This window comes from Paracoccus stylophorae, from assembly GCF_028553765.1.
GTDB classification, from domain to species: domain Bacteria; phylum Pseudomonadota; class Alphaproteobacteria; order Rhodobacterales; family Rhodobacteraceae; genus Paracoccus; species Paracoccus stylophorae.
The window spans coordinates 3,467,177-3,486,303 of the sequence record NZ_CP067134.1 but is presented as its reverse complement, the minus strand read 5'-3'; the positions used below and the strand labels follow the sequence as shown (position 1 = coordinate 3,486,303).

10 protein-coding genes are annotated in these 19,127 nt (G+C 67.4%); 1 reads left to right on the top strand and 9 read right to left on the bottom strand.

Annotated features, from left to right (window positions below):
* Window positions 1–57: 57 nt before the first annotated feature.
* The 5 genes from JHW45_RS17200 to JHW45_RS17180 all read right to left on the bottom strand — a co-directional run bounded on the left by JHW45_RS17200 (window position 58) and on the right by JHW45_RS17180 (window position 6,138).
* Window positions 58–2,190, bottom strand: coding sequence for a copper amine oxidase (locus JHW45_RS17200; protein ID WP_272858804.1), 2,133 nt, complete (start codon window positions 2,188–2,190; stop codon window positions 58–60).
* Window positions 2,160–3,563 (bottom strand): aldehyde dehydrogenase family protein, encoded by a 1,404-nt coding sequence (locus tag JHW45_RS17195; protein WP_272858803.1) that lies wholly within the window; start codon window positions 3,561–3,563, stop codon window positions 2,160–2,162. The genes JHW45_RS17200 and JHW45_RS17195 overlap by 31 nt, the downstream gene beginning before the upstream one ends.
* Window positions 3,564–3,609: 46 nt before the next feature.
* A complete protein-coding gene (locus JHW45_RS17190; protein ID WP_272858802.1) occupies window positions 3,610–4,476 on the bottom strand; it encodes a helix-turn-helix domain-containing protein in 867 nt (288 codons plus the stop codon).
* A 124-nt stretch (window positions 4,477–4,600) separates the two neighbouring features.
* Complete coding sequence (locus tag JHW45_RS17185; RefSeq protein WP_272858801.1) at window positions 4,601–5,599, bottom strand: hypothetical protein; 999 nt, start codon at window positions 5,597–5,599, stop codon at window positions 4,601–4,603.
* Between the two features lie 2 nt (window positions 5,600–5,601).
* Window positions 5,602–6,138: a hypothetical protein gene (locus tag JHW45_RS17180; protein WP_272858800.1), complete on the bottom strand. Its 537-nt coding sequence runs from the start codon at window positions 6,136–6,138 to the stop codon at window positions 5,602–5,604.
* 231 nt (window positions 6,139–6,369) lie between these two features.
* Here JHW45_RS17180 and JHW45_RS17175 point away from each other — a divergent pair, with 231 nt between their 5' ends.
* Window positions 6,370–14,853: a glycoside hydrolase family 94 protein gene (locus JHW45_RS17175; RefSeq protein WP_272858799.1), complete on the top strand. Its 8,484-nt coding sequence runs from the start codon at window positions 6,370–6,372 to the stop codon at window positions 14,851–14,853.
* A gap of 15 nt (window positions 14,854–14,868) precedes the next feature.
* Here the strand turns inward: JHW45_RS17175 and JHW45_RS17170 are convergent, their stop codons facing one another.
* The 4 genes from JHW45_RS17170 to JHW45_RS17155 all read right to left on the bottom strand — a co-directional run bounded on the left by JHW45_RS17170 (window position 14,869) and on the right by JHW45_RS17155 (window position 18,988).
* The gene (locus JHW45_RS17170) at window positions 14,869–16,041 is read right to left on the bottom strand and encodes a glycosyltransferase (RefSeq protein ID WP_272858798.1); all 1,173 of its coding nucleotides are present in this window, start codon (window positions 16,039–16,041) and stop codon (window positions 14,869–14,871) included.
* Entirely contained in the window at window positions 16,038–16,949 is a 912-nt protein-coding gene (locus tag JHW45_RS17165; protein ID WP_272858797.1) for a glycosyltransferase family 2 protein, read from the bottom strand. Before JHW45_RS17165 ends, JHW45_RS17170 begins: the two co-directional genes overlap by 4 nt.
* Window positions 16,946–17,992: a glycosyltransferase family 2 protein gene (locus tag JHW45_RS17160; RefSeq protein ID WP_272858796.1), complete on the bottom strand. Its 1,047-nt coding sequence runs from the start codon at window positions 17,990–17,992 to the stop codon at window positions 16,946–16,948. Before JHW45_RS17160 ends, JHW45_RS17165 begins: the two co-directional genes overlap by 4 nt.
* Window positions 17,993–18,271: 279 nt before the next feature.
* Window positions 18,272–18,988 carry a sugar transferase gene (locus JHW45_RS17155; protein ID WP_272858795.1) on the bottom strand — a complete coding sequence of 239 codons (717 nt, stop codon included), beginning with the start codon at window positions 18,986–18,988 and terminating at the stop codon, window positions 18,272–18,274.
* Window positions 18,989–19,127 lie beyond the last annotated feature (139 nt).

Below are 19,127 nucleotides of genomic sequence, written 5' to 3'. Positions count from 1 at the left end.
GTCCCATGCGCGCCGGGCCGTTTCTCCGCGCCGCCGGGGGCGGCGCGGAGATCGTGGTCATTCGGTCGTCGCCTCGTCGCCGTCCTCGGACGTTCTTGCCGTCTCGGCGGCCTCGCCTGCGTCGGTCGGGGCGGCGGCATCGGCCTCGGGTGCGTCCGCGCCCTGCGGCAGGCGAAGGGTGGCTGCGGGGTTCATGCCGAAGAAGTTCATCGGCATCAGATGGATGGTCTTCCAGTCGGTGGACATGACCGGCCAGTCCTCGACCCGCGGGATATGGTGGAAGCCGGCGGTGAACCACGACACGATGTCGGCATCCTTCAGCGACTGGTCATCCTCGACCCATTGCGCCAGCGTGTCCGAGCCGTCCGACTGCATCGCGAACGTGCCGCCCGCATAGCGCTGATCCGGGTCATAGACGGTGTTCCACAGGCTGTATTCCAGATAGCGGTTGCGCTTGAACGGCGGGTCGTTGTCGAAATCGTACGGCCCGTAGGCGACCGAACCGTGATGGATCATGTAGGACGGGTGGTGGCCCAGATCGGTCTTGCGGCCGCCGTTCATCACGTGGAAATAGCGCGGCTTGAGGGCGCTGAACGTATAGCGCGCGTCAAGTTCGCTGTCGGCCATGTCCTCGCTGACCGCCCACATCGACTTGCGCGGCACGTCGGGCAGATCCTGCGCCGGCACGATGTCCAGCGTCGAGGCCATGTTTTCAGGCCGGTCGATGTCGAAGTCCAGCCGGAAGTTGAAATAGTGGTCGTGATTGGCCGCGACCAGATGCGGGGCGATCAGCGTGCCGTATTTCGTGTCCTCGGCCGCGGTCGGATCGTCCATGCTGGTCGATTCCACGCCCTTGACCGCATCCAGCCCGGACGCGCCGATCTTGATATAGATGTCGCCATTGGTCTTGAAGCGATAGTCGATCAGATAGTCGTAATTGCCCACCTCGGAGGCGGAGCGGACGACCAGTTCGGTCTCGGGCCGCCCCTCGGCCGGGACGAACCGGCCCTCGCCCTGCGCGAACACCTCGAAATGCCGCCAGGCCGGGTCGCCCAAAGCGCGTTCGAAGATGCAGATCGCATCGGGGATTTCCAGCGCGTTGCCGGCATCGTCATTGACGATGGCGGGCAGGAACGTCGCATAGGCCGGGCAATCCACGTTCTTGCGCAGCGGCGTCAGGAACAGGCCGAAGCCGTATTCGCCGCTGTCCATATAGGTGCGCCAGTACCACCCTTCGGACGGGTCCATGTAGGGCACGAACACCTCGGACAGATGCGCCTGATACAGCACGCTGCGCCAGTCGTCGCCGTCCTTCACGTCGATATTGGACAGCACCAGCCCCGGCCGCTTGTCGGTGCGGAAACGAAAGCGCCACATGTCCCATTCGACCAGCCCGTCATTCAGGGTGAAATTCGGCCCGCCGGGCTGGCTCAGCTGCGGCGGGTTGCCCATTTCGCGCAGCGGCACGCGTTCGGCGATCTCGTCCTCGGTATAGCCCCAGGGATCGGTCGGCTTGGCGATGGGGTCTTCGTCGATGACCTCGATCACCGTGCGTTCGGCCAGGTCCACGACGGCATACAGCCCCTCGAGCGGCTTGGCATACCAGTTCGAGCTTTCCTGCGGCGCCTCGTAGCAGGGCACCTTCATCAGCCGCTTGCCCGCATATTCGGGGGTCAGGAAATTGCCGGCGGTCAGCGGCAGGCAGAAGGCCTGGTCCGGCGTCACGCCGCGCTTTTCCAGCCCCGCGACCATGCGGTCATCGGCGACGGCAATCTTCATGGCGCTGAGAAATTCGTCGAACAGCACCATCGGCTGTCCCTCGGTCGGGGCGGTCTCCTCGACCTCGCCGCTGGTCAGGTTGACGGTGGCGCGCCTGAAGCCCTCGGGCGTGGCGTAATCGACGATCACGCGGCGGTCGGGGGCGTTTTCGCCGTCGAAGGCCAGCACCTCGGATTTGGGCGGCTCTTTCAGTTCGATCAGCGGATACAGCGTCTGCTCGTCGGCCTCGCCCGAATCGCGCAGGATCTGGGTGGCGCGGCTGATTTCCTCTCCGGTCAGCCCGTCCAGAGGATGCGCGGCGGCGGTTCCGCCCAGCAGCGCGGCGGCCAGAAATCCGGCCGTCAGGTGATGTTTCATGGTGTCCTCCCTTGGATTGTCGATCAGCGGATGATCGTTTTCACGTTGGTGCATTCGCGCAGCCCCTCGACCCCGAACTGCACGCCGATGCCCGACTGGCGCACGCCGCCGAAGGGGGCGTTGGGCTGGATCGCGCCGTGCTTGTTGATCCAGACGGTTCCGGCGCTGACCCGGTCGGCCACGGCGCGGGCGCGATCCGGGTCCGACGACCAGACCGAGGCGCCAAGCCCGCACCGGTCGTCATTGGCCAGCGCGATCACCGCATCCTCGTCGCGCCATCGGGTGATGCCGATGGCGGGGCCGAACTGTTCCAGATCGTGCAGCTTCATCCCCGGTCCGACCCCGGTCAGGATCGTCGTGGGAAAGAACAGATCGTTGCCCTGCGGGATGCCGCCGCAGGCGATCTGCGCGCCCTGATCCAGCGCGTCCTGCACGAAATCGCGCACGATATTATACTGGTCGCGGTTCTGGACCGGGCCGATCACATTGGCCTCGTCAAGCCCGTCGCCCATCGGCAGGCCCGTCGCCACCCGGACCAGCGCATCGACCACGCCGTCATGCACGTCCTCGTGGACATAAAGCCGCTTCAGCGCCGCGCAGGTCTGGCCGTTATTGATGAAACAGCCCCAGAACAGATCCTCGGCGATGGCGTCCGGGTCCACGTCGGGCAGCACGATGCCGGCGTCGTTGCCGCCCAGTTCCAGGGTGATGCGCTTGATCGTGCCGGCCGCGGATCGCATGACCTTCGATCCGGTCGGGATCGAGCCGGTGAAGCTGATCTTGTCGATCCCCTCATGCGCGGTCATCTGCGATCCCAGCCCGCCATCCGACGCCAGCGCCTGCGCGACACCCGGAGGCAACGCCTGCTGCATGATCTGCACCAGCCGCAGCGTCGACAAAGGGGTGTTTTCCGAAGGCTTGATGATGACGCAGTTGCCCGCAAGGATGGTCGGCACCAGATGCCAGATGCCGATCAGCACCGGCCAGTTCCACGGCGTGATCGCGCCCACGACGCCGATGGGCACGCGGTGCAGTTCGACCCGGCCTTCGTCATTGTCCTGAAGGATCTCGGGCTCAAGCGTCAGCGAGGCGGTATAGGCGGTCCAGGCCTGCGCGCCGCCGATCTCGAACCGCGCGCCGACGCCGTTCAGCGGCTTGCCCTGTTCCTGCGACAACAGCCGCGCCAGCTCGTCCGCGTTCGCCTCGATCAGGGCGGCGATCCGGTTGCAGGCGTCCTGCCGGTCGGCCCAAGGCGTCGCGGCCCAGCCCGGATGGGCGCGGCGGGCCGCCGCCACCGCGCGATCCAGCGCCGCGGCATCCGCCGACACGGCCTGTCCGACCACCGCACCGGTGGAGGGGTTCACGACGTCGAATGTCGCGCCGGTCGTGTCCTCCGCCCCGTCGATGATATTGGCAAAGATGGTCATGGCTCCTCCCCAAGGTTGACCGTCACGCCAGCCTAGGCGGCACCGATCAGCGTCGTCTTGGTGAATCGCGACACGCCGCCTGCCGGAACTGGCCCGGCGTCATGTTGCATTCCCGGCGAAAGACGCGGTTGAAGCCCGAGATGTCGGCAAAGCCCGCCTCGGTCGCGCAGGCGAGGATGGTCAGGTCGGGACGTTCGGCCAGCAGCCGCCGGACATGCGTCAGCCGCGCCTGCTGGATCAGCCGGCCCGCGGTCAGCTGCTGCGCCGCCAATGCCCGCTGAAGCCTGCGCAGGCTGACGCCCAGCAAGTCTGCCAGGTCGCGCGGGGTCAGCGCGATGTCGCGGGCGCGGCGCGCGGTCAGGCCGATCGCCGCATCGACCAGATCCAGATCGGGCGCGGCGCCGTCGCGCACCGCCAGCGCCAGCAAATCCTCTAACCCGCGATCCGCGCCGCCGCCGCGGCAGGCGCGATCCAGCGCGCGGCCGATCACGCTGTCGAACGCGATGTGCCGGCCGACGGCCAGCGTCGTGCCCATCAGGCGCGACAATTCGTCATGCGGCAGATGGATCGACAGTTGCAGCGAGGCCGAGGGATAGGAGAACTCGGACCCCTCGCGCGAGGTCGCCAGAAAGAAATCGCCGGGCGACAGCACGGATGAGCGGCCCTGATCCATGCGGGCCGATCCGCCCAGCTGACGGATCAGGAAATAATGCGCCCGATCCTCGGACCGCGCGACCCGTTCGTCGTGCAGGATGGCGTTGCGCGCCGTCGCCACCTGCACCGCCTGGCGTCCGCACAGGCTGCGCTTGCGCACGAAGGCACCCTTTGCCACCCCGCCGACCACCGTGAACGCACCGCAGGCAGCGCGCAGATCGGCGCCGAACCGCATCTCGTGGGGGCGATGTCTGCTCATGCGCCACAGCATGTCCAACGCGGCCGCATCTGTCAAAGCCGGCGCGGTGAGCGGAGACTAGCGGCGGCGTGCGGTGATCGTCTGGTTAGAGTCAGTGGTCAGTGCGGGCAATTCATGGCGCATCTCAGGGCGCATCGACGTCTGTCGGTGCACGCCAAACCGGCGATCTTGCGTGATAGAAGGCCAGCATGTTGGCCTCCATCCGGCGGCGCGTGTCGCTGTCGCAGCCAAGCGCGCGCACGATCGGAACCAGATCCCATCGCGCGACGAAGCTGACACTTCCGCTGCCGTTGCGACGAAGGATGTCGCCAAACCCGGCCGGAACCTCAAGATCCTCGCTTGTCACCGTCTTGGAAGAACTTCCCTGATACGTGCCAAGACCGTTGCGATATTCCGTCCACTCGGTGCGGGTCGCGGTAAGACGGTCCACCGGCTCTCCGCAATCGCCCAGCACGGACAGACGGGTGACGGCGTAGGCCGAGAGAACGCCGCCATAGGGTGAGGTCGCACTTTCCAGCCGCATCGACAACTCGACGAGATCGCCGAACCAGGGCAGGGTGTCGCCGCCCAGCCTGTCCATGGCCGTTCCCCAGGCCGCGCCCTCTTGGTCAAGCAGGTCGCGAAGCGTCTCGAAATACCCAAGCGAGAACAGCCTGAGGCGGACACCCCAATAGGCGTTTCCGAAGGGATCGCCGGCATTCATGCTTGCCCGGGCCGCTGCTGTCTGCGTCTGGATCAGCGCCGCGCGCTGCGCCGCAAACCGTTCCGCCGCTGAGGGCAGATAGACGGTGATTTCCGATTTCTCCGCGTTGCCGGGAAGATAGCAGGTGATGATCAGCTTGTCGCCGGGCATCAGCGACGACAGGTTCTCGATCATGCCGTCAGGTCCGTCCGAAAGGACGACCTTGTCCGGAGATATCCGATGAAGATGGGTGATCAGCGTTCCCGGCGGAATACCGCGTTCCGCAAGTTCGGTATTGCCGCTTTCAACGACTCTGACCGCAAAGGCAAACTGGCCGTCGGGAAGAATGCCGGGCGCGGCCTCGAAATCCGATTCCAGGAACGGTCCAGCAAACGCGAATCCCGAGAGAAGGCAGAGGATCGCGGACAGGGCGAGCGCCATTATCATTTCCACGTCACGCCCGGACAGCGATCCTGCTGACAGACGGCGAAGGGACGGAGCGACCCATCCTCCTGCCTGTCGATCACGTATTCAGCCTGATAATCACTGAACGCTCGCGATTCGATCCGGTCACGGGGATTGGTGATCTTTCGAAAACTGACAAGCACATAGCACCGCAACACGTCATTGCGTTCAAAGCAGGCGGCCTGATCGGATTTGAACTTCATGTCGATGGTGGTGTCGGTCGTATCGTAGTCGTCCCATCGCAGGACGAACCGCAACACCCCATCGGGACGCGATATTTCAAGCTTTTTCTTCGCAAGGCGCTTTTTCACGGCGATCTCGTAATCCTCAAGCGCCTTGGCGAGAACCTCTGGATCGACGGCGACCTGTTCTGCTTCTGCGGGTTTGAACCGCTGGGCCGCGTCGAAGGTGTAGTTGTTGTGAAACCGCTCGATCTCGTCCGCGGGGGCCAGCGTGGCGCAACCAAGCCACACCACCGCCGCCGCTGCCGTTCTTCCGACACGATGTGCTGTCATGAAACCTCGCAGAAAATCGCCTTCGGGATAAAGGCCACGTTACCGCAAATCCGGCCGATTTGCATCACAGTTCGCCGTTTCGCGACGACATGCATCATCCCGTAATGCCTTCGGATGATGGTCGCGCTTTGCGTTTCCATCGCCCCGCCCGCCGATCATCGAAAGCGGGCGCTTCGATCCGGTCTTGTGCTACAGTCGGGATGTCCCGCCACGGCGAAGGGAGTTTGCAGGATGTTCAACCGGATCAAGGGCGGCGCGTGGGACGGTCAGGGGATGTCGGCGATCCCCGATATCTCGGCGCCGATCCGGGTCGAATTGTGGACCGCCAAGTCGCTGTCCGAGGCGGGGCGCGATCTGGCCGCGCACCGCTTTCCCGAATTTGCCGAGGTTCCGGTCGCGCCCGTCAGGCGGCTGATCGACAATCAGGCCGCGATCCGCAGCAACTATCTGGACACCGTCGCCGCGGCCGAGCGGGACGAGCTGATCACCCCGGCGGCGGAATGGCTGATCGACAATTATCACATGGTCGAGGAAAACCTGCGCCAGCTGCGGCAGGGGTTCGACGGCGCGTTCCTGCGGCGCCAGCACGAGGTGGTGTTGTCCGGCGGCGGGCGCACGCCGCGCAGCCTGCTGATCGCGTGGTATTTCGTCGCGCTGACCAATTCCGAGGTCAAGGCGGCCGACCTGTCCGAATTCCTGCATGGGTTCCAGTCGGTGGCGACGCTGGACATTGCGGAATTATGGGCGGTGCCCGCGTTTCTGCGCTATGTTCTGGTGGAAAACCTGCGGCGGATGACCGACCGCGTCTCGCTGGCGCGCAAATGCCGCAACACCGCCAACGAGATCGCCGATTCGGTGGCCGACCATCCCCAGAACGCCGCCGCCATCATCGAGCGGCACGGCGATCTGGTCTTTCGCGACACCGTCGCCGCGCAGCTGCTGTATCGCCTGCGCGAGGGGGCTGCGGACGCGCAGGCGGCGCTGTCCGCGCTGGAACGGCGATGGGGCGATCAGCGCGCGCTGGAACGCGCGGTGCAGCGCGAATACGCCCAGCAATCGGCCGGCAACGTCACGGTGGGCAACATCATCAACAGCCTGCGGCGGATGGGCGAAATCGACTGGCTGGACTGGTTCGAGGATGTCAGCCATGTCGACCGGATGCTGTCGCGGGAATCCGAATTCACGCGGCTGGACCAGACGACACGCACCGCCTATCGCTCGGCGGTCGAGCGGACGGCACGCCGATCCAAGCTGAGCGAGATCGAGGTCGCAAGACTGGCGCTGGATACCGCCGCCGCCGATGCCGGGCGGACCGCCGACCGGGGCGGGGCGCGCGGGCCGGACGTGAACGGGCAGGTCGAAATCGGCCATCTTCTGGTCGGCGAGGACCGGTTCCGATTCCAGAAGCTGGCGGGCGGGCGCAAATCGCTGCACGAGATGATCGGGGCATTGACGCGCTGGCTGGGCTGGTGGTCGCTGCAACTGCCGCTGCTGATCCTGACCGTGGCCCTGCTGGCGATCATGGCGTGGGCGCTGCCCCAGAACCTGCCGGGCTGGCAGTTCGGGGTCCTGCTGGCGCTGGCGCTGGTGCCAGCCAGCGAGACGGCGATGCAGGCGCTGGCGTTTCTGGCCGCGCGCAGCCTGTCGCCGCGCTGTCTGGCGGGCTATGATTTCCGCGACGGCCTGCCCGCCGAGGCCCGGACCCTTGTGGTCATTCCCTGCCTGATCACCAGCATGGACGAGATCGACGAGCTGGTGGACACGCTGGAATCGCATTACCTGGCCAATCCGCAGAACGAGATCTTTTTCGCGCTGCTCAGCGACTGGGGCGATGCGGCGACCGAGACCCGGCCGCGCGACCAGGCGCTGCTGGACCATGCCAGCGACCGGATCGAGGAGCTGGCCGAGCATTACGCCCATGGCGGCGTCCGGCGCTTTTTCCTGCTGCATCGCCGGCGTCAGTGGAGCGCCTCGGACCGGGTCTGGATGGGCTGGGAACGCAAGCGCGGCAAATTGACCGAACTGAACATGCTGCTGCGCGGCCAGACCGGCACCAGCTTCGTGTCCACCGGCCCGACCCCGCCCGAGGGGGTGCGCTATGTCGTGACGCTGGACAGCGACACGCGCCTGCCGCGCGACACGGTCGCGGCACTGGCCGGCAAGATGGCGCATCCGGTCAACACGCCTGTCAGCGACCCCGACGGCATCGTGATCCGAGGACATGCGATCATGCAGCCGCGCGTCACGCCGTCCCTGACGACCGGGACAGATGCGTCGGTATTCCAGCGGGCGTTTTCGGCCAACCGGGGGCTGGACCCCTATGTCTTTGCCGTCTCGGATCTTTATCAGGATCTGTTCGGGCAGGGCAGCTTTACCGGCAAGGGCATCTACGATGTCGATGCGTTTCAGGCGGCGATGGCGGGGCGGGTGCCGGAAAACGCCGTTCTCAGCCACGATCTGCTGGAAGGCAGCCTGGCGCGCGCGGCGCTGGTATCCGATATCGAGGTGGTCGAGAATTTCCCGATCCGCTATGCGACCGAGGCGGCGCGGCAGCATCGCTGGATGCGCGGCGACTGGCAGTTGCTGCCGATGATCCTGACGCCGGGCAACGGGCTGGACGGGCTGGCGCGGTTCAAGATGCTGGACAATCTGCGCCGCTCGCTGATCGCGCCGGGCTGGCTTGCGACCTCGGTCGCGGGGTGGCTGCTGCTGCCCGGCACCACGGCCGCGCTTTGGCAACTGGCGCTGATCCTGCTGATGGTGCTGGTGCCGATCCTGCAGATCGACACCAAGGTGATCCGCCGCCAATACGGCGTGTCGTGGGAATACCATATCCATCAGGTGCTGCGCGACGCCCGCATCTCGTTCACGCAGTTCGGCCTGCGGCTGGCCACGATCGCGCACCGCGCCGGATCGACGCTGGACGCGATCTTTCGCACGCTGTGGCGGCTGATCGTCACGCGCCGCAACCTGCTGGAATGGACGCCCTCGCAGCAGGCCGGCCGGGCGGGCGGCGTCGATGTGGCGGCCGAATACCGGCGGATGATCGTCTCGCCGCTGATCGGCGGCGGCGCGATCCTGCTGACCGCCGCGATCAACCCCACCGCCCTGCCGGTCGCGCTGCTGTTCGGGGCGCTGTGGATCGCCGCACCGCTGATCACGTCGCGCGCCTCGCGGTCGCTGGAGACCGTGGACAAGTTGCAGATCTCGGCCGAGGACAAGGCCGAGCTGCGCCGCATCGCCCGCCGCATCTGGCGCTATTTCGACGAGTTCGTGGACGAGACGACCCACCACCTGCCGCCCGACAATTATCAGGAACTGCCTGCGCCCAAACTGGCCGAGCGCACATCGCCCACCAATATCGGCCTTTACCTGATGTCGGTCATGTCGGCGCGCGATTTCGGCTGGATCGGGCTGGACACGGCGCTGACCCGGATCGAGGCCACCATCGCCACGATGGAACGGATGTCGCGGCTGCGCGGGCATTTCTTCAACTGGTATGACACCAGAACGCTGGCGGTGCTGCCCGCGCCCTATCTGTCCTCGGTCGACAGCGGCAATCTGGCGGGGATGCTGATCGCGCTGTCGGCGGGGCTGCGCGGATGGGCCGCCAACGCGCCCTCGGTGCGGATGCCCGTCACGCTGGGCCTGCGCGACACGCTGGACATCCTGCGCGACGAGCTGGACCGGCTGAGCGATGACCGCCGCGCGCTGCGCGACCTTCAGGGGGCGCTGACCGCGGCCTTGCAGGGCTATGCCCAGTCGCTGGACCAGACGCTGGACGGGCCGCTGTCCGACCCGGTCGCCGCCGCGCAGCTGAACAGCCGGGCCGAGGCGATCTGCCGTTTGGCGCGGGAACTGGACGCCGCCACCCCCGGCGGTGAGGCGGCCGAGGTGCTGGCCTGGTCGAAGGCGCTGGCGCGCGACACCGCCGACGTGCTGGGCCCGGCCGCCAACGGCAACGCGTCGCTGGACAGCTTCGTGCAGCAGACAAGGCTTCTGGCCGAACGCGCGCGGCTGCTGGCGTTCCGCATGGATTTCAAGCTGTTCGTCGATCCCGAGAAATCGCTGATGTCCATCGGCTATCGCGCCGACGACCAGACGCTGGACGGCAGCCGCTACGATCTGCTGGCGTCCGAGGCGCGGCTGACCAGCTTTCTGGCCATCGCCAAGGGCGATCTGGGCAAGGAACACTGGTCGCGCCTTGGCCGGCCCTTTGCCATGATCGGGCATCAGGGCGCGCTGCTGTCCTGGTCGGGCAGCATGTTCGAATATCTGATGCCGCCGCTGTTGCTGAAAGAACGGCAGGGCGGCATCCTGAACCTGGCCGACAAGATGGCGGTGACGGTGCAGATCGAATGGGGCCGGTCGCACGGCCTGCCCTGGGGCATCTCCGAAAGCGCATTCAACGCGCGCGACCGCGACATGAACTATCAGTATTACGCCTTCGGCGTTCCGCGCCTGGCGTTGAAGCGGTCGGGCGGCGATTACGTGGTCGCGCCCTATGCCTCGATCCTGGCGGCGCAGATCAATCCGCAGGCGGCGATCCGCAACCTAGCCGCGCTGCGCGATCTGGGCGCCGAAGGCCGGTTCGGGTTCTATGACGCGGTCGATTTCACCCCCACCCGCCAGCGCGAGGGGACCAGCCACAGCGTCGTGAAGAACGTCATGGCCCATCATCACGGCATGTCGATGATGGCCATCGCCAACGCGGTTCTGGACGGCATCCATCGCGAACGGTTCCACGCCGATCCGGTGGTGCGCGCCTCCGAACTGCTGTTGCAGGAAAAGACGCCGCGCGACATCACGCCGGTGACGCGCGCGCCGGCCGCGCCCGGTCTGGGGCGCGACGCGCTGCTGACAGGGGGCGAGACGCTGTCCATCGTCACCGAACCCGGCCGGGCCGAACGCGAGGTCGCGCTGATGTCCACCGCCGCCTTCACGGTCTTCGTGTCCTCGACCGGCGCCGGGCGGGCGATGCTGGGCAATGTCGCGCTGAACCGCTGGTCGCCCGACCCGACGCGGGACGATGGCGGCATCCATCTGTTCATGCGCGACATGCAGTCCAGCGAATGGTGGTCGGCCACCCATTCCCCGTGCAGCGGCCCCGACGAACGCAGCACGGCGGTCTTTTCCGACCACAAGGCGGAATTCTTCAAGACCGCGAACGCGATCGAAAGCCGGCTTGAGATCATCGCCGCGACCGAGGGCAACGCCGACGGCCGCCGCCTGACCCTGCGCAACCTGTCGGGCCGCGACCGGACCATCGAGGTGACATCTTACGGCGAAATCGTGCTGGACGATCCGGCATCCGACCGCGCCCATCCGGCCTTTTCCAAGATGTTCGTCGAAACCGAGATCCGCAACGACGGCGCGCTGATCGTGGCGCGGCGCCGGCCCCGCGATCCGCATGGAAAGTCGCTGTATCTGGCGCATCTGGTGACCGGCCCCGACGGCGCGCTGACCCCCGCGACCGAGGCCGAGACCGACCGGCGCGCCTTTCTGGGCCGCGGCCGCGATCTGGCCAACGCCGCCGCGATGGACAGCGGCGCGACCCTGTCGGGGCGGCAGGGATACACGCTGGACCCGATCTTCGCCATCAGGCGTCACGTCCGCGTGCCGGCCGGAAAATCGGTGGCCATGACCTTCTGGACGCTGGTCGCCGACAGCGCCGAGGACTGCACCAGCCTGGCCACGCATTTCACCCGCCCGGCCTGTTTCGAGCATGAATTGCGGCTGGCCTGGACCTATTCGCAGGTGCAGCTGCGCCATCTGGGGGTCACGCTGGACGAGGCAAAGCTGTTCCGGCAGTTCGCGACATTGCTGATCTGGCCCGATCTGCGTCTGGCCGCCACCGCGCAGCGCCGCAGCGAGCTGGGCCAGCAGAACGAGTTGTGGCCGATGGGCATTTCGGGCGATGTGCCGATCCTGCTGTTGCGCATCGACAACGAGGCCGATCTGCCGATCATCCGCAACGCCATGCGGATGCACACCTTCCTGCTTGCGCGCGGCGTGGTGCACGATCTGGTGATCCTGAACGAACGCCCCACCAGCTATGCCCAGGAATTGCAGCACGCGATCAAGACGCTGGTCGATGCGGCGGTCTATGCGGCCGGCCAGTCCGGCCCGCATCACGCCCATTCCGTGCGGCGCGACCAGATCAGCAAGACCAGCTTCGACACGCTGATTTCCGCCGCGCGCATCATGCTGCATACCCGCAACGGCAAGCTGTCCGACCAGCTGGCGCGCCTGCGCGAGGCGGCGGCGCAGCCGGGCGGGGCGCAACGATGCGGACCGCGTCTGCCCGACGATCCCCGGCCCATGCCCGCGTCGCGGTCGCAGCTGGAATTCTGGAACGGGTTCGGCGGATTTTCCCCCGACGGGCGCGAATACGTGCTGCGTCTTACCCATGACCGGCAGACGCCGCATCCGTGGATCAACGTGATCGCGCGCGAGGATTTCGGCTTTCACGTCTCGGCCGAGGGCGCGCCCTATAGCTGGGCGGTGAACTCGCGCGACTATCGCATCACGCCGTGGTCGAACGACCCGGTCACCAACACGCCGGCCGAGACGATCCTTGTCCACGACCCCGCCACCGGCAGCGTCGCCACGCCCTTCCTTGCCACGTCCGATCCGGGCGACGCGGTGTTCGAGGTCGCGCACGGGCTGGGATATTCGCGCTTTACCGCCGATCACGGATGGGTCGCGATCGAGGCGGTGATGACGCTGGCCCGCGACGTTCCGGCCCGTCTGACCCGGCTGCGCGTCACCAACCGGACGGACCGGCACCTGCATCTGCAAGGCATCGCCTATGCCCAGCTTGTGCTGGGCACGGACGGCACGCTGACCGCGCCGATGGTCCAGACCGGCTTTGATTCCGAAGTGGCGGCGGTGACCGCGCGCAACCCCTTTTCGATGCAGTATGCCGACCGCGTCACCGCGCTGACCTGCGACCGCCGGATCGACGCGCATTGCGGCTCTCGCACGGCGTTTCTGGGCCGCGAGGGCGCGATCTCGTGCCCGGCGGCGGTGACATCGTGGCCGCGGCCCGATGGTGCGGCCCATGGCGACGGCATCGAGGCCGAGGGCGATCCCTGCGCCGCGATCCGCTGGCCGCTGTCCATTGCCCCCGGCGAGACGGCCGAGACGACGCTGATCCTTGCCAACAGCGACGCTGCATCGCTGCCGCAGGTGATCGAGACCGCGCGCCGTCCGGGCGCGTTCGACGATGCCATTTCCGCCGCGCGGGACGATTGGGACGGCGTTCTGGGAACGCTGCAGGTCGAGACGCCCGACAGCAAGCTGGACCTGCTGGTGAACGCGTGGCTGCCCTATCAGGCGCTGGCGTGCCGGATCCGGGCGCGCACCGCCTTTTATCAGGCGTCGGGCGCGTTCGGGTTCCGCGACCAGTTGCAGGATACCAGCGCGCTGATCCTGCAGGACCCGTCGCTGTGCCGCAGGCAGATCCTGAACGCGGCGGGGCGGCAGTTCGCCGAAGGCGACGTGCAGCACTGGTGGCTGCCCGGCACCGGCGCCGGCGTCCGCACCATGATCGCCGACGACGTCGTCTGGCTGGGCCATGTCACCGCGATCTATCTGGCCGCGACCGGCGACCGCGCCATTCTGGACGAGACCGTCCCCTATCTGGCCGGCCCGGCGCTGGAACCGGGCCAGCATGACCGGTTCTTCCAGCCCGAACCCTCGGGGGCCGAGGCGTCGCTTTACGACCACTGCGCGAATGCGCTGGATCTGGCGGTGTCGCGCACCGGCCGCAACGGTCTTCCGCTGATCCTTGGCGGTGACTGGAACGACGGCATGAACCGGGTCGGAGAGGCCGGCAAGGGCGAAAGCGTCTGGCTGGGCTGGTTCCTGTGCGCGACCATCGACGCCTTCGCGCCCGTCGCCGATGAACGCGGCGACACCGACCGCGCCACCGCCTGGCGGGCGCACCGCAAATCGGTGGCGGCGGCGCTGGACGGGCCGGGCTGGGACGGCGCCTGGTATCGGCGCGGCTTTTTCGACGACGGCACGCCCCTGGGGTCGGCCGACAGCGACGAATGCCGCATCGACAGCATCGCGCAAAGCTGGGCGCTGATGTCGGAGGCGGGCCGCCCCGACCGGGCGCAGCAGGGCGTCAATCAGGCGCTGTCGCATCTGTTCGACCGCGAGGCGCGGATCATGCGGCTGTTCACCCCCGCCTTCCGCGACACCGTGCAGGAACCGGGCTACATCAAGTCCTATCCGCCCGGCGTGCGCGAGAATGGCGGGCAATACACCCATGCCGCCGCGTGGATGATCCATGCGCTGGCGCGGTCGGGCGACGGCAACCGCGCCCATATGCTGTTCGATGCGCTGAACCCGATCAGCCACTCGCACGATCCGGGCGCGGCCGAAACCTATCGTGTCGAACCCTATGTCATCGCCGCCGACATCTATGGCGCGCGCGACAAGCTGGGGCGGGGCGGCTGGACCTGGTATACCGGGTCCGCCGGCTGGATGTATCGCGCCGCGGTCGAGGGTCTTCTGGGCATCACCCGCAGACAGGGCGGCTTCACCATCGACCCCAACATTCCCGACAGCTGGCCGGGCTTTGCCGCGACACTGCGACTGGACGGCAAAACCCGCCGGATCGAGGTCGACCGCGCGGCGGACCAAGACGAGCTGCGGATCCGGGTGGACGGCGAACGCGTGGCGGCGGGCGATAAGGTGACCTGACAGGCGGGGGCGGCGTCAGCCCGCGCGGGCCGGCCCCAGCATCGGTTCCAGGTCGTGCGGGGATTGCACGAAGTCATGTTCCGGCCGGTCCAGCAGCGCGCTGGCGCGGTCGTGCAGATCGTCCTGCGTCAGGCCGGACAACAGCCCGGCCAGCGCCTCGGGCGTCGGGGTCGGGATCACCCAGCCAAGCCCGTCCTGACGGATGCGGCGCCCGGTCTGCGTGTCGGCCAACCCGACCGAGGGGCAGCCGCACCAGCTGGCCTCGTAGATGCGATTGGGCAGCAGCCAGTCGGAATTGTGCCCGCGCTGCCACATGTCCTGCGCCCAGACCAGATCGCAGCCCGCATAGGCCTGCGGCAACCCGTCGGGATAGGCATAGCCGCCGGTCCAGGTGACGTTCGGGCGGCTGTCCACCTGTTGGCGGAAATCGCGCAGCGCGTGGTCATGCACGGCACCGGAAAACCGGACGCGCAGGCGGTCGCCCATCCGGTCGGCGGTCGCCATCAGCAGATCGACCGACGCCTGACAGCGGATCGAGCCGACCAGCCCCAGCACCAGCGGGCCGTTGCGCAGCCTCGGCACGGCGGGGCGCGCGGGCCGCTTTGCGGGGTCGGACCCAAGCCACAGCTTGTTCTCGACCACCGCCAGCGGCCCGTCATAGCCCTGAACGGGCCGGAAATAGTTGCTGACGAAGCCCGGCGAGGACACGACCAGAAGGGCACAACGTTGCAGCACGCGACGCTCGACCGCGCGCATGATCCTTCCCTTGCGGCCCGCATCCGTCATCAGATCGTGGATATCGAGACATTCATAGACCAGCGGCGCCGGACGCCGCCGCGCCCGCATCGCCGCCAGCCGCCGCGCGGTCAGGGCGATCAGCGCCAGATCCAGGTTGCGCGCGACGATCAGATCCGCCGACACCAGATCCCGCCAATGCGCCAGCGCGCGCCGCACCGCCACGCCAAGCCCCAGGGCGCGCCCGCGAATATCGCGGTGCCGGACGGTGCCCAGTTCCACGTTCTTCCAGTCGGGCGTGAAATCGGGGCTGCCTTCGCGGCGCTGGCAGAACGATGTCACATCGCAGCCAAGCGCGCGCAGGGCGCGGATCCTGCGGATTTGCGACGCCTCGGCCACGTCGAAGCCGAATACCGCCACGCGCAGCCTAGTCCCGTCCGGCGGCGACATCATACCGGATCGTCGCCATACAGGCGGGGCTGCGGGCGGCGTGTGGTCAGTTCCGCGACCACGCCGCGATGCAGCTGACCGCGCAGGAACCAGAAATTGCGCCGTGCCTCATCGCCCGCGTGCCGGCGTTCCTGCATCCGGCAATAGGCTGCCTTGGCGGATGCGGTGCACAGCAGGCGCATCCTTTGCGTCGCCGTCGCGGCCGTGATCGCGTGGGTGCGGCCCATGCGGAACCGGCGGCTGGCCAGCCAGTCCAGCGTCTGGCGCGCGGGCGGCACGGCCTCGGACACACGGGCACGGGGGGCGGCGATACGGCGCATCCCCATGCGGCCCAGACGCAGGAAGAACTCGGTATCCTCGCCGCCGACCGTGCCCCGGGCCGGATCGTAACGCTGCGCCTGCCACGGCGTGTCTTTCCAGCGCAGGATCGCATTGCCGCTGTCGGCGGTCGGGATCTTTTCGCGTTCGGGAAAGCTGGAATGGTGATCCAGCTGCCGGACCCATCCGGGGGTTCCGTCGGGATAATCGGCCACGACCTTGCCGATGGCGCAATCGGCATCGCCCGTCCGCACGGCGGCAAGCAGTTCGGCCAGCCAGTCCGGGTCCGCGATCTCGTCGTCGTCGATGCTGGCGATCCAGTGCGCGCCGCCCGCCGTGGCGGCGTCGAGACAGGCGTTTCGGGCGATCGAGATGTTGCGCGCCGGGGCGTGCAGATAAAGCCAGTCGAACGGCAGCGCGCCCGCCGCCTGTTCGACGATGCGGCGCGCGCTGTCGGTGTCGTCGTTGTCGGCGACGACAAGGCGCAGGGCCAGATCGTCCACGTCCCGCAGCCGCGCCAGCGCGGCGATGGCGTCTGCCACCATCGGGCGGCGGAAGGTGCACATCAGGATATCGACGCGGGTGGGCATCATCGCTTTCCCCGCAGCGTTCCGGCCAGAAAGCCCGCGCCCCAGGACAGATGCATCGCCGCCAGCGCCGGACCCGCAAGCAGCCCGCACAGGCTGCGATGGCGCATCGCCATGCCGGCCGAGGCCGCGAGAAGCAGGGTCAGGTAGAGCAGCGGCCACAGCAGGCCAAGCGCCGCCAGAACCGGCCAGTCGGCAAGCGCGCCCATCGCCGCCGCGACAAGGCTTGCGCCCAGCAGGATCAGGTTCAGAACCGGGGCGATCTGGCGCAGCCGGGGCCGCAGCCCGTGCTTGCGGACCGTCCGGGCGCGACCCCGGCCATAGTTCCAGTATTGCCGCGCCAGCGCCCGCAGCGTCGGCCGCATCCAGTAATCCAGCCGCAGATCGGCGGCCAGCCAGATCCTGCCGCCGGCCTGTGTGATGCGGTGATCCAGCTCCGCGTCCTCGTTATGGCTGAAGGCTGCGTCATAGCCGCCCAGCTTGCGGAACCAGCCCAGGTCCATCGCCGCATGATGGCCGTGATCGACCTCGCGCGATTTCCGGCCGCCGCGATGGGCGGCGCCGCCCGAACCCAGTGGCGTGTCCACGATCCACGCCGCCGCCTTCTGAAAGCAGCCATGCCCGCGCGAATCCATCGGCACGACGACCGAGGCTGCGCCCCGGCGCACCAGCAGATCGGCGGCGCGCATGGCATAGCCCGGCGGATACAGCGCATGGGCATCGGCGCGGACCAGTACGCGGTGGCGCGGTTCGGCGCAGGTGGCGACGGCGTGGTTGATGCCCGCCGATTGCAGGCGATCCGAGTTCGGGATCAGGCGAAGCCGTGGAAAGTCGGCCATCAGCCCGCGCACGATCCCGGCGGTTCCGTCGCGGCTGCCGCCATCGGCGACGATCAGATCGACCTCGGCCAGACGCGCGTCGCCGGTCAGCAGCGAGCGCAGGCAGGGCTCGATAGTCGCGGCCTCGTTCAGCGCCGGCACGACGATCAGCACCTCGGCGCCGCCAAGGCGGTTGGCGGAAAGGGTTGCGGGCGAGACGCGGTCTAGCATCGTTTCAGCGTGTCCTTGGCGACGGACGGACGCGCGGGGCCGGCGGGACGCATTTTAGCGGAAAAGAGCGTTCGCTTGGCTAAGGGCTTCATGTAAAATGCGTTCCCATGATCGGAACATTTCTGCTGGCGTTCATCATCGGGGCGGTGTTTGCCCTTCTGCTTGTCCTTGGCGGCTTTGCCGGCGCGGGCTGGGGCGTCGTGCTGGGCGTTCTGGTCGCCAATCTTGTCGCCGCGGCGCTGTTCCTGTTTCGCGGTTGCGCGGGCGAACGGTCGTCCTTCACTTGCCGTTCGGCACGGCCACGACCCACACCGTCCGCCACAGCACCTGCAGATCCCGTGAAAGCGAATAATTCGCCGCATAGTCGCAATCCATCCTGACGCGTTCGTCATACGAGATGTCGTTGCGACCGCTCACCTGCCAGGGCCCGGTCAGGCCGGGGCGGATCGACAGATAGGCCGCGACCGAGGCGCCATAGCGGGCCAGTTCCTCTTGCGTGACCGGGCGCGGGCCGACCAGGCTCATGTCGCCGCGCAGGACGTTCCACAGCTGCGGCAACTCGTCCAGGCTGGTGCGCCGCAGGAAGCGGCCCAGAAAGGTGATGCGGGGATCGTCTTCCAGCTTGCGGGTGGCGTCCCATTCGGCCCGCGCCTGCGGGTCCGAGGCCAGCAGCTGTTCCAGCCGCCGTTCCGCGTCGGGCACCATCGAGCGGAACTTGTAGCAGCGAAAGAAACGCCCCTTCCGGCCGACCCGTTCATGCCAGAACATGACATTGCCGCCTTGCAGGCCCATCAGGCAGGCGACGACGACGATGATGGGCAGGAATGTCGCGAAGATGATCAGCGTGCCGACGATGTCCAGAACCCGCTTACCCCCGCGGCTGTACCAGTCATCCGGCTGTCCCGACGCCGCGCGCAAAGCGGAACGCGACACCGCCAGTTCCCACTCGCGCGCGTCCCCTCCCCCTGCCGGCAATTCGTTGCTTTTGGATGTCATTCAATCGTACCACTCACTTCGGAAATTCTGTTGTCAGCCCTAACGTGCAGCGACTGCGGAAATGATCGCAATGCTTCAGATCAGTGTCTATACAATGCATCTTGTCGCAGGCGAACCTCTGCCGGTTTGCAACTCTGGG